At 69.1% G+C, this 11,580-nt stretch carries 12 protein-coding genes and 3 pseudogenes; 9 read left to right on the top strand and 6 right to left on the bottom strand.

What is annotated here, in order from left to right; genetic code table 11:
* From ABZS54_RS39300 to ABZS54_RS39280, 5 genes and pseudogenes are all read left to right on the top strand, one after another.
* Positions 1-189, top strand: a pseudogene (locus ABZS54_RS39300) (xanthine dehydrogenase family protein subunit M); the annotation flags it as partial.
* On the top strand, positions 186-2,282 hold the full coding sequence (locus tag ABZS54_RS39295; protein WP_355547100.1) for a xanthine dehydrogenase family protein molybdopterin-binding subunit: 2,097 nt from the start codon (positions 186-188) through the stop codon (positions 2,280-2,282). The pseudogene ABZS54_RS39300 and the gene ABZS54_RS39295, both read left to right, overlap by 4 nt.
* A gap of 130 nt (positions 2,283-2,412) precedes the next feature.
* Positions 2,413-2,925: a sigma factor-like helix-turn-helix DNA-binding protein gene (locus ABZS54_RS39290; RefSeq protein ID WP_355547102.1), complete on the top strand. Its 513-nt coding sequence runs from the start codon at positions 2,413-2,415 to the stop codon at positions 2,923-2,925.
* A gap of 101 nt (positions 2,926-3,026) precedes the next feature.
* Positions 3,027-3,182 carry a hypothetical protein gene (locus ABZS54_RS39285; RefSeq protein ID WP_355547098.1) on the top strand — a complete coding sequence of 52 codons (156 nt, stop codon included), beginning with the start codon at positions 3,027-3,029 and terminating at the stop codon, positions 3,180-3,182.
* A 460-nt stretch (positions 3,183-3,642) separates the two neighbouring features.
* The gene (locus ABZS54_RS39280; protein ID WP_355547096.1) at positions 3,643-4,122 is read left to right on the top strand and encodes a VOC family protein; all 480 of its coding nucleotides are present in this window, start codon (positions 3,643-3,645) and stop codon (positions 4,120-4,122) included.
* Between the two features lie 25 nt (positions 4,123-4,147).
* Here the strand turns inward: ABZS54_RS39280 and ABZS54_RS39275 are convergent, their stop codons facing one another.
* From ABZS54_RS39275 to ABZS54_RS39255, 5 genes and pseudogenes are all read right to left on the bottom strand, one after another.
* Entirely contained in the window at positions 4,148-4,843 is a 696-nt protein-coding gene (locus ABZS54_RS39275; protein WP_355547094.1) for a type 1 glutamine amidotransferase domain-containing protein, read from the bottom strand.
* Positions 4,844-5,073: 230 nt separating this feature from the next.
* Positions 5,074-5,244 (bottom strand): annotated as a pseudogene (locus ABZS54_RS39270) (aldo/keto reductase); the annotation flags it as partial.
* A 33-nt stretch (positions 5,245-5,277) separates the two neighbouring features.
* Positions 5,278-5,889, bottom strand: a complete 612-nt coding sequence (locus ABZS54_RS39265; RefSeq protein WP_355547093.1) for a muconolactone Delta-isomerase family protein — start codon at positions 5,887-5,889, stop codon at positions 5,278-5,280.
* A 44-nt stretch (positions 5,890-5,933) separates the two neighbouring features.
* Positions 5,934-6,329: a nuclear transport factor 2 family protein gene (locus tag ABZS54_RS39260; RefSeq protein ID WP_355547091.1), complete on the bottom strand. Its 396-nt coding sequence runs from the start codon at positions 6,327-6,329 to the stop codon at positions 5,934-5,936.
* A gap of 12 nt (positions 6,330-6,341) precedes the next feature.
* Positions 6,342-7,052: an SDR family oxidoreductase gene (locus ABZS54_RS39255; RefSeq protein ID WP_355547089.1), complete on the bottom strand. Its 711-nt coding sequence runs from the start codon at positions 7,050-7,052 to the stop codon at positions 6,342-6,344.
* Positions 7,053-7,206: 154 nt separating this feature from the next.
* Between ABZS54_RS39255 and ABZS54_RS39250 the strand changes: the two are divergent.
* From ABZS54_RS39250 to ABZS54_RS39240, 3 genes and pseudogenes are all read left to right on the top strand, one after another.
* Positions 7,207-7,368: pseudogene (locus ABZS54_RS39250) on the top strand (glyoxalase); the annotation flags it as partial.
* Between the two features lie 55 nt (positions 7,369-7,423).
* Positions 7,424-7,921, top strand: a complete 498-nt coding sequence (locus tag ABZS54_RS39245) for a universal stress protein (RefSeq protein WP_355547087.1) — start codon at positions 7,424-7,426, stop codon at positions 7,919-7,921.
* Between the two features lie 40 nt (positions 7,922-7,961).
* Complete coding sequence (locus tag ABZS54_RS39240) at positions 7,962-9,731, top strand: MOSC and FAD-binding oxidoreductase domain-containing protein (RefSeq protein WP_355547085.1); 1,770 nt, start codon at positions 7,962-7,964, stop codon at positions 9,729-9,731.
* A 181-nt stretch (positions 9,732-9,912) separates the two neighbouring features.
* Here the strand turns inward: ABZS54_RS39240 and ABZS54_RS39235 are convergent, their stop codons facing one another.
* Positions 9,913-10,383: a VOC family protein gene (locus ABZS54_RS39235; protein ID WP_355547083.1), complete on the bottom strand. Its 471-nt coding sequence runs from the start codon at positions 10,381-10,383 to the stop codon at positions 9,913-9,915.
* Positions 10,384-10,546: 163 nt separating this feature from the next.
* On the opposite strand from ABZS54_RS39235, the gene ABZS54_RS39230 reads away from it, so the two are divergent.
* A complete protein-coding gene (locus ABZS54_RS39230; protein ID WP_355547081.1) occupies positions 10,547-11,359 on the top strand; it encodes a Mu transposase C-terminal domain-containing protein in 813 nt (270 codons plus the stop codon).
* Positions 11,360-11,580 lie beyond the last annotated feature (221 nt).

The raw sequence follows: 11,580 nt of genomic DNA, 5'->3' as shown, positions 1-11,580 counted from the left end.
GCCCTGCTCGGCGCTCCCGCCACCGCCGACCGGTTCCGCAGAGCGGCCCGGGCCGAACTCGCCGACGCCCGGCCGCTGCGCGACAACGCCTACAAGGTGGCGCTCGCGGAGAACCTCGTCACCGCCGTCCTGGGCGACCTCGCCGTGCCACGCAATGCCGCCACCCGCACCCAGGAGGACTCTCCGTGAACACCCCTGACGAGTGCCGCGCCGGCGCGGTCGGAGTCGCCCGAGCGCGCCTCGACGGCCCGGACAAGGTCGCGGGCCGAGCCCGCTACGCCGCCGACGCCCAGGTCCCGGGAACAGTCCAAGGCCACCTCGTCACCGCGCCGATAGCGCGCGGCCGCATCCGGCGGATCGACCCCGGTGCGGCACTGGCCCTGCCCGGCGTCGTCGGCGTCCTCGACCACCGCAACGCACCGCGCCTCGACCCCGCGGCGGGCAACTTCTTCGGCCCGGACGGAAGCCTTCAACTCCTCCAGGACGACGCCATCCCCTACGCCGGCCGCGCCGTCGCACTGGTCGTCGCCGAGACCTTCGAGCAGGCCCGGGCCGCCGCGGCCGTTCTCCGCATCGACTACGAAACCGAAGCCCACGACACGGCGTTCAGCGCCGCCCATCCGGCGGCGCGCCCCGCGCTCACGGTCTTCGGCGACGATGCCGACACCGGCGATGAGGACGCCGAGCTCGCCTCCTGCGCCGCCGTGGTCGACGCCCGCTACCGCACCCCGGAGCAACACGGCGCGGCCATGGAGCCGCACAGCGCCACCGCCTGGTGGGAGAACGGGCGGCTGGAAGTCCTCGACTGCAACCAGGGCCCGTTCACCGTGGCCATGACGCTGGCCACCCTGATGCGGATCGACCCGGCACGGATCCGCATCCGGGCCGAGCACGTCGGCGGCGGCTTCGGCTCCAAGAGCATGCTCGGACCGCACCTGGTCCTCGCCGCCATGGCCGCGACCGTCTTCGACCGGCCGGTACGCGTCGACCTGACCCGCCCCCAGGTGTTCCAGACGGTGGCGATGCGCCCGGCCACCGACCAGCGCATCCGGATCGGCGCCGACGCCGACGGCCGCCTGCGTGCCATCCACCACGAAGCCGCCTTCGCGAGCTCGCCGCTGGCCGGGTACGTGGAGAACTGCACGGAGGCGACCAAGATCCTGTACGCGGCACCGGCCATCCGCACCCGCCTGACCACGGTCCCGCTCGACATCCTCCCGCCCTACTCGGTACGCGGCCCGGGACTGGCGCCCGGATCCTTCGCCCTGGAATCGGCCATGGACGAGCTGGCCGCGCTGCTCGGCATCGACCCGGTCGACCTGCGGCTGCGCAACGAGCCGGACACCGGCCCGGTCAGCGGGCTGCCGTTCCGCGGCCGGAACCTCACCGCCTGCCTTCGCGAAGGCGCCCGCCGGTTCGGCTGGCACACACGCGACCACCGCCCCCGGCGCCGCCGCGAAGGGCCGCTCCTCATCGGGACCGGCATGGCCGCCACCAACTTCGGCACCGGGGCGCTGCCCTCGTCCGCCGGCATCACGGCCGAGGTCGACGGCACGTATACCGTCGCCGTGGGCGCCTCCGACATCGGCACCGGCGCCCGGACCGCCCTGACCGCCATCGCCGCCGACGCCCTCGGCGTCCACCCGGACCACATCCGGCTCCGCATCGCCGACAGCGACCTGGGCCACGCCTGGGCGGCGGGCGGATCCCGCGGAACCACATCCTGGGCCTGGGCCGTCACCAGCGCCGCGGCAAAGCTGCGTGCGGCGCCGCCGACCACCCGGCCGCTGACCGTCACGGCCGACACCACGGAGGCCTTCGCTGCCCTGTCGTACGCCGAACGGCACGCCTACAGCGCAGTGTTCACCGAAGTCACGGTCGACCCCGCGACCGGCGAGGTCCGGGTCCGCCGCATGCTGGGCATGTTCGCCGCCGGCCGGATCGTCAACCCCCTGCTGGCCCGCAGCCAGGCGGTCGGCGGGATGATCACCGGCCTGTCGATGGCGCTGCACGAGGACGGCGTCCGCGATCGGGACAGCGGACGCAACGCCACCCCGGACTTCGCCGGCTACCACATCGCCGCACACGCCGACGTCCCCGACATCGAGGCCCGCTTCGTCGCAGACCACGACCCGGACGACCCCTCCGGGATCAAGGGCATCGGCGAGATCGGCACCGTCGGCACCGCCGCGGCCATCGCGAACGCCGTCTGGCACGCCACCGGAACACGCCGGCGACACCTGCCCATCAACCTCAGCCGCACCCTCGAACCCACTACCTGACCGGGGGCACCACCCGCTCCATCGCGACGTCAGGGAATCGCCGGGTCTGGACGGCTTGGGCTGGGTGGACTACCGGCCCCTACACGGAAGGGACTTGGCGAATCCGGGGCGGGTGGTCGACGAGCACGCGATGCGCGACTGGATCCGGAGCGCCATCGAGGAACTCCCGCCCAAGCTCCGGGTGGTGCTCATGATGCGGCACTTCACCGGCATCACTTCGTACGAGGACATCGCCGCCGCATGCGACGTACCGGTCGGCACCGTCCGCAGCCGCCTCGACCCGACGCGCGCCAACGGCGCCCCGGGCGAACCGATGGGCACTCACCCTCGCCGCCACCACGTTCCACGCACGCGAGGGACACCCGGGCCGTGCCTCGCGGGCACCTGGAGACCATCGAGGTCGAAGGGGTGGCACATGACGCCAAGGGCGGCGTCGTGTCGGCCAACGCCCGGCAACGACAGACGACTACCCCGCCGAACGCATCGACACCCTGACCACGCTCGGCATGCGCTGGACACAGCCGAGAGATCAGCCGAAGTCGTACGCGTAGTCGCAATGGCCTCCCCATCGCTCAACCGCGCCGAGGATCGACCGCCGCGTCGGGAATGCAGTGCGCCCCGGAAGGAGGTACGGGAAACCTGACACCGGCCGATACGGCTTCCTGTCACCGCATATCCGGGGAGATGTCACCATGATCAGCCCCGAAAGACCCCTCTGAGCAGCAGAGAACACCCCGACACCCGATGACACACGAAACCGAACAACCCACTGACACCCCCACCGAACCTCACACCCGCCGCCACCTGCGCACCGCCCCCGAACACCGCCACGAAATGATCCTCCGCTTCACCATCTGGGACCAGGTCACCGGCACCGTCGGCCTGCCCGCCGCAGCCTGAACAACCGCCACCACCCGGCCCCGACACACCGCCAGAGACTTGCACCCCCGACAACGTGACAACACCCCGGCCACAGCCTTCCCGCGTCAACGGCGTTGGGGTGCCCGTGTCCTGGTACTGACTTCCCTGGCGGCGCTCATACCTCTGCTCGGCGATACCGGCCGTACGGAGACCTCGCAGGGATGTTCAGCAGGTCGCGAGAGTACCGGGATCGTTTCGGGACGACCGCAATGTGAGCTGCTCTGAGTTTGGTGGAGTCCTTGAAGCCGGGTTATGGTGCCCGGCGTATTCGCTCTCTGGCAGACAGCAGCATCGGCGTGCGCTTTGTACCCAGCATCAGTCCGATGGGCTCGGCCACTCTGGCGGACGGTACGGCGAGCGGGCCGAACCGAGGTCGTTTAGTTTCGATCGAGGAAGCGCGGGTGCGCTGCTCCGCGTGATGGCTTCGAGAGGTACAGCAATGACGGGGAACCAGCCATATATCGACTACGAGAATCTTCCGGCGCCGGAGGAAGGGTTTGTGGCGACTCTGTTCATCACCGTCCGCAGCGTCGCGCGCTCCCGCGAGTTCTATTCGACGGTGCTGGGCGGCACGGTTGTGCTCGAGGAGAACCCGTGCATCGTGAAGCTCGCCAACACGTGGATCCTGATGAACCCCGGCGGCCCGCCCACGCCCGACAAACCCGGTATCACAGTCGTCAACTATGAGCCCGGCGATACGACGTCCATCTTCCTCAATCTGCGTGTCGCCGATATCGACGCCTGCTATCGCCTGTGGTCCGAGCGCGGTGCGCAGTTCGTCACGCCGCCGATCGACCGCGACGCAGAGATCCGGTGCTACATGCGCGATCCCGACGGCTACCTCATCGAGGTCGGTCAGTCCACCGGAATCCTTACTGGACATCTGGCCGCCAAGCGGCCCGAGGACCTTCCCGGCTGACCTGTGCAGTCCTACCTGCGGGTTCCTACTTGAGGATCTCCAGCATGCGGTTGCCGAGGACTGCGGCCGAGTGGGGGTTCTGGCCGGTTATGAGGTTGTCATCCTCGACCATGTACGGCTCCCAGATCGGTCCGCGGCTGAAGTTGACGCCGACCTTCTCCTTAAGGTCGGTCTCCAACAACCATGGCGCCCGGGAGGAGAGCCCGACGGCTTCCTCTTCCTCGTCTGTAAAGCAGGTGACGTTGCGGCCGGTGAAGGGCGACTTGCCGTGAATTCGGGTGGCCAGCATCGCGGCGGGCGCGTGGCACACGATGAACAGCGGGTTGCCCGAGGTCAGCTGCTTGGTCAGGAGCCGGCCGACATCGGCGTCCCAGGCCAGGTCTGCCATCGGGCCGTGGCCGCCCGGCATGTACACCGCGTCGTAGTCCTCGAGGCGCACGTCCGAGAGCTGAAGGGGCCGGCGCATCACCTCCGCGGAACGGATGATCTCCTCGAGCCTGAGCGCTCCGTCGACGCCGCCCACCATCGACGGGCGCAGGCTCATCATGTCGACGTTCGGGGTCACCCCGTTGGGCGTGGCAACGGTGACTTCGTGGCCGGCGTTGGTGAGGATGTCGTACGGGTTCGCGAACTCCTCTGCCCAGTAACCCGTCGCGTATCGCGTGCCGTCTTTCAGCACCCAGTACGTCGCGCCGCTGACGATGAAAAGTACCTTTGCCATGGCGAAGTCCCCTTTGATTGCAACTTTCGGCTGCGGGGTAAATCCGCCATTCAGCAGGTTTACTCCGAAATCACCCGATTAGTCTAGGCACATCGCCGACCACTCGCACACGGAGATATCGCGCAGAGAACGAGACCCCACTCAGGCTGCTGTGATACCTCGCGATCCGCTACAGGAGCGATCACGCAAGGTGGAGCAGGGTGACACGACATCCGGCCGCGCCCAGTGAGTCAGTAGCGGGAGCCGACGGGGGCGGGGATGGCGTCGAGCTCACCGAGGGCGGCAGGAGACAACTGAACGTTTCCGGCGCCGGCATTGTCGACGAAGTACTTGGGGGTCTTGGTGCCGGGGATGGGGACGATGTGTCGGCATTGGGTGACCAGCCAGGCGAGGGCGACCTGGGCGGGAGACGCGTGAACTGCGGAGGACTCGTACTACTGGGCGGTGGCGGGGTCGCTGGGGTGTCTGGTGAGTGGCACGGTCTCGACGGTCAGCCAGCCGGCCACCGTCATGGGCAGCGAGTCCAGGACTTTCTTGAGCACGTCGGACGTCGGCGCTTGCCACAGGCCGAGGTTGCGGCCCTGCCGCCCGGGCAGCGCCCACAGACGCACGAGGCGCCCCTCCGCGGCCGCGTCGTGCGCGGCTTTCGCCTCGCGGCCGGTCATGTCCTCAACGGCCTGAGGATCGGTGCCTTCTGGTATCCGCACGATGAATGTGACGAGGTATTCCCCGTCGTCCGCGGCCAGTGGAACGGTGCCGCTGCCTGGGTCGTTGGCGTGCCTACCGAGCGCGACGGGCTCGTCGGTACGCCAGATGCGCAGGGGCATGGAAGCCAGCGTCCGCTCCAGATCGTCGGGCCCGTCCGCGGTGAACAGCCCGATCGTGCGCCACTCGCCCGGACCGAGCGGTGGACGCCACAGACGCAGGACACGTCCTTGGGCCGCGAGCTCGCGGGTGTGGGCGGCCTCGCGGGCCCGCACCTCGTCCACCTCGCGTTCAGAAGTTCCTTCCGGTACTCGGGTCGTCATCGTCACGAGGTACTCCATGGAGCGACTCCTTCGAAGGTGTGCCGGCTGCCGCTGTCATGTGCTCAACCGAGATTGGAGACCTGATAGTGCGCCATCCTGCTGCCCTCGGGCGTGCGGATCGCTAGCACAGCTAGGAACACCGGCAGCGGAGGCCGGTCGGTGAAGGTGAACTCGACGCTGAGGTAGCCCAGGACCAGGTCGGGGCCGAAACTGCGGGTCTGCAGGATCTGGTACCCGGCTTTCATCCCCAGCGGCTGCGAGGCGTAGTAGTCGGCGACGCCCTGCCGCCCGACGGTGTATGGGTGCAGGCCTTGAAAGATGGCGTCTTCGGTGAAGACCGCGGCCACCCGCTCGGGCTCGTGCGCGTCCACTGCGGACTTCCAACGGTCCAGGACGTCGCGCAGCATCGTTTCCTCATCGGTCTGGCTGGTCGTCGTGTCGTCGGGCGCGCGGTCCATCGAGCCTCCCTGTCAGAACCCGGCGCTTTGGCCGCCGTCGACGTGCAGAATCTCGCCGGTCACGAACGAAGCCTGCTCCAGATACATGATCGCCTCGACGACGTCGTCGACCTCGCCCATCCGCCCCATTGGGTGCAGCGCGGCCAAGGCGCCGCCAGGGTCGTCGGGATGCATCGGGGTGCGGATGACACCGAGCGAGACGGCGTTGGCCCGGATGCCCCGGGTCGCGTACTCGATGGCCAGCTCCATGGTGGCCGCGACCAGCCCACCCTTGGTCAGCGAGGCCAGCGCCGCAGGGATACGCGCGTTGGCGCGGTCGACAAGCGACGTCGACACGCACAGCACGTGCCCGCCGTCACCGCCGTCGAGCATCGCGGGGATGGCGGCACGCGTGACGTCGAAGAAGCCCCGCAGGTTCACGCCGGTCACCAGGTCGTAGTCGGCGTCGGTGTACTCGGTGAACGGCTTCTCGACATACACGCCGGCGTTGTTCACTAGCGTGTCGATCCGGCCGAACCGATCCATCGCCTGCTCGACCGCCTTGGCGCCGGTACCAGGTTGGGACAGGTCGCCGGAGACGGCGAGGACGTCCGGATCCTCCGGCGCCGGGATAGATTTGGCGACCGCGACCAGCGCGTACCCCCGCTTGCGGTACGCATCGGCGACCGCCGCACCGATGCCCTGGGACGCGCCGGTGACGATGACGACCTTCTTCGGGCTCATGTAGTCATCCAAACTGGACCAGGGCCTACATTCCCTCGCAAACTCGCCACCCACATTACGTCCCGCCTGGCTCCGGCGCTGTCCGGACCGACCTTCCGAAATGCGGTCAGCGGCCAACTGTATGAGGCTCGATCCAACGCGGGAGGAGCAGCTGATGGACATGAAATTGGAAGTCGTCGTGCTGCCGGTGGCGGACGTGGACCGGGCCAAGGGCTTCCATACCGGATTGGGTTGGCGGCTGGACGCCGACGTCTCCCCCAGCGAGGACTTCCGGGTGGTGCAGGTGACCCCGCCCGGCTCGCCCGCATCGGTCATCGACCACCGGAACGCACCGTGCGCCAGCCGGAGCTTCAGGAGCGGAGGAAACATTCATGGGCGGCGAGAACGTCGGCGGTGGCATGAACCTCGACCACCAGGAACACCCTGAAGCGCACCCCTCGCCGGCCGTCCCGCGAATCGTCGTCGGCATCGACGGGTCGCAGTCCTCGCTGCAGGCACTGGAGCGGGCGGCACGGCAGGCCGAGCTGACCGGCGCCGCGCTCGAAGCCGTCATGACGTGGGATCTGCCGGTCACTTACGACTGGTTTCCGCAGATCCCCGCAGACTGGGATCCGCAGGCGGACGTGACGAAGTCGCTCCACGAGATCGTCGAGCAAGAACGCCGGGCGCATCCCGATGTCACGGTGCATCCCCGGGTGGTCCAGGGTCATCCGGCCCCGATCCTGATCGAGGCCTCCCGAGGCGCCGAACTGCTCGTCCTGGGCTGCCGGGGCCACGGCGAGTTCGCCGGAATGCTCCTCGGATCGACCAGCGCGCACTGCGTCAGCCATGCCCACTGTCCCGTGCTGATCGTGCGCGGCGACAGCTGACCAGGCCCGCCGAAGGTCCCGGAGCGCGAAGGGGTGCCGAATGGCCACGCTGAAGGCCGTCAACGTCGGTCTGCCCAAGGACGTCGCCTGGCGCGGCAAGACCGTCCACACCGGCATCTGGAAGCAGCCCGTCACCGGGCCGGTGATGGCGCGGCGGCTGAATCTGGACGGCGACGGGCAGGGCGATCTCGCCGGGCACGGCGGCGAACAGCGCGCCGTCATGGTCTACCAACTCGGCTCCTACGAGTTCTGGCAGAAGCATCTGAAACGGAACGACTTCACCTACGGCCAGTTCGGCGAGAACATCACCGTGGACGGTCTCGCCGACGACGAGGTGTGCGTCGGCGACCGCTACCGGATCGGCGAGGCGGTCTTCGAGGTCACCCAGCCACGCGTGACGTGCTATCGCGTGGGGCTGCGGCTCGGCGAGCCACAGATGCCCGCGCTGCTCGTGTCCCGACGACGGCCGGGGTTCTATATGCGGGTCCTGACGGAAGGGCTGGTCCAGGCCGGAGACGAGATCGTGAAGATCGCCGGCGGCCCCGAGGAGATGACCGTCGCGGAGATCGACGGTCTGCTCTACCTGCCGGGCCACCCCTGGCAGCAGCTCGAACGGGCCATGCGCATTCCCGCGCTGAGCCCCGGGTGGCAGTCGTCGCTGCAAGCCCTGCTGGATGAGGCGGATCGCGGCGACGGTGCCAGACGGGGAAACAGCGGCCCGACCACCGCCAGCCCGCCTCCGGCATGGTCCGGGTTTCGTCCGCTCAAGGTCTTGCGCATCGAGCCGGAGAGCGCGACCGTCTTCTCACTCACGCTCGGCTCGGTCGACAGCAAGCCGCTCCCGGCCGCACAGGCGGGGCAGTTCCTGACGATCCGATTGCAGCCGAACGCACAGCGCGCCCCGACCATCCGTAGCTACTCGATTTCAAGCCGGCCCAGCGCCGAGACGTACCGCGTCAGCGTCAAACAGGAACCGCATGGTCTCGCCAGCACATATCTCCATCAGCGCGTGAAAGCCGGTGGCACACTCGACGTCGCCGCCCCGCGCGGCACGTTCCTGCTGAGACGCGCGGACACCCCCGTGCTGCTGCTGTCGGCCGGTATCGGCGCCACCCCGGTTCTGGCCATGCTGCACGCTCTGGCCGACGAGGCGACACAGCGCACGGTGTGGTGGCTGCACGCGGCCCGAGACGGCGCGAGTCACCCCTTCGCCGATGAGGCCCGCGAGCTGCTTTCCCGGCTGCCCGCTGCCCGGTCGGTCATCGCCTACAGCCGCCCGCACACCGACGATCGCCTGGGCACGGACTACACGGTCAGCGGACGGCTCACCCCCGAGCGGATCCGCGGCCTCCAACCGCCTCAGGGCGCTGACGCCTACATCTGCGGTCCCGACGCGTTCATGGAGGACATGATGACGGCCCTACAGACCTGCGGCCTGCCGTCCTCCCGGATCCATACCGAGGTCTTCGGAGCGAAGGCAGCCCTCACCCCGGGCATGGCGACCGGACACGTCCGGCCGCCGCACCAGCCGGCCCGCGCCCTCGTCGGAGCATCGGGATCGTCGGTGTCCTTCGCTCGCAGCGGCCTGACCGTCCCTTGGCACCCGGACTACGGGACACTGCTGGAACTCGCCGAGGCCTGCGACGTCCCCGTGCGCTGGTCCTGTCGCACCGGCGTCTGCCACACCTGCGAGACCGCGCTGCTCGCGGGACACGTCGACTACTCGCCTGAACCGGTGGAGCCGCCGGCCGAGGGGAGCGCCCTCATCTGCTGCTCCACACCACCCGCAGATCTCGTGCTGGATATCTGACCGGGCCATATCTGCAGCTCCGGCCGTGAGACCCGCACCGCCGACCTATGTCACAGCGCCCGCAAGGCTGGCTCTGGCAGGTGGGACGTAAAGCTCAGGTAGGACACGACCTCCCAGAGAACGAGCGATCTGTCACCTCAGTTCTGGCACCGCCACACGCGCGTGGCCCGGTCGTCGGCATTCACTTCGAATCGCCGGCGCGCGTACTTGGCGGCCAGTGAGCAGGCGACCAGTCTCCCTCTGGGTCGGTCGTTTGCCCCACTTCGATCAGATGACCGTCAGGATCGCGGATGTAGCAGCGGATCTCATACTGGTGCTGTTTCGGCGGTGTCAGGAACTGGGCGCCCCGGGCGCTCCACTCCGTGTACAAGGCGTGGATGTCTTTGACCCGGATATTGAGGAAACTGCTGACCCGGTCGGAATCGCGCGGCGTCTCAAGGGTGACTGCCGGCTTGTCGTCGGTCGGGCCTCCACCGACATTGATGATGATCCAGCTGTTGGCCAGTACGACATAGGTCAGTCCTCCGGGGCCGGAGTAGGCGACCCGGCCGCCGAGTACTTCGGTGTAGAAGCGTCGTGAGCGCTCGACATCATCCGAGACGATGAAGTGAGCCAGCACGATTCCCTCTGGCGGCGGTGGAAGCTCGGCCATCTGGTACCTCAACTCGTCGGTCTCACGCCCCGTTCTTGGCGAGGCCTGCGGGTGGCGACGCCATGGTCGGGATTCGCGTCGGTGGTTGCGTGCCCCTTGAAGCTGCCGGTGATTCCCGGTATCGCCCTCTTGGCAGAATCAGGCGTGGGCGGCGCTGATCGCGATGTGTGGGTATGTGCCGCTGCCGTTGACCGGGCGGGACTACCTCGAGTTGTTGCCGGTGCGGTGGCATCGCATCACCGAACGCGGGATCCGGATCGACCACCGCACCTACGACCACGAGGTCCTGGACCCTGTTCGGGGGCAGTCCTCCGGAGTCGGTGGCCGGCAGGGCGGGTGGGAGGTCCGCCACAATCCCCACGACGGACGCCAGATCTGGGTCCGCATGCCCGATGGGCACCTCGCCGAGGTGCCGTGGATCCACCGCGACCACGTCCACCGGCCCTTCGGCGACCACATCCGGCGTCAGGTCCGGGCCGTGGTCCGACAGTGCGGAGACCACGAGCAACACGAGGCGGAACTCGCCGACGCCCTCGACCAGCTCATGCGCCGCACGCGGAACACCGCCGGGACGTTGCGGAAGAAGAGGGCCGCGGGAGCCCCGTCACGACCCCCCGACACCGCGGCCGTGCTCCCGGGCCTGGCCACCGGGCTGCCGGCGCCTGGCTGGCCGGACGACGTGTATGGGAACGGGAACGGCACGGGAATGCCCTCCGGGGTTGCGCCGGGCGGCCGCCCGGGCGCCACATCGGAGCCGGCCGAGGCTGCGCAGGCCTGGGGGGCCGGCTCTTTCTCGGACTGGGAGTGGGGCGACAGCCTCGACGCTCTCGCCCACACCGACCCCGGCGGAGAGAACGCGGACGAGAGCGAAGAGGCGAACGGGCAGGGTCGGGACGAGGACGTCGGGCGGTCGTCGGACGCGCCGAGGGCCGGGTTCGGACTGTATGACGCGCAGGCCGAGGCGGAGTCGTGGTGAACGCCCCGGCCGGCGCGCCCCGTTCCCCGATACCTGTGGCGGGGACGGCGAAGCCGGCACGTGTGTCCGGCGGCGGCGGGGCCGCGTGCGCTGCCGCGGAGACGGGTGATCGGGCGAGGCCGCGGCCGCCGGCCACCTGGGAGGGCCGGCGGGATTTCGTCGGCGCGCCCGTTCCGGTCCCTCCCCAGCCCGACGCCGAACTGCGGGGTGTGGAGGAACGC

Source organism: Embleya sp. NPDC005575 (genome assembly GCF_040605455.1).
In the GTDB taxonomy this organism is placed as follows: domain Bacteria; phylum Actinomycetota; class Actinomycetes; order Streptomycetales; family Streptomycetaceae; genus Embleya.
This window is presented reverse-complemented; position numbering and strand designations above follow the sequence as displayed.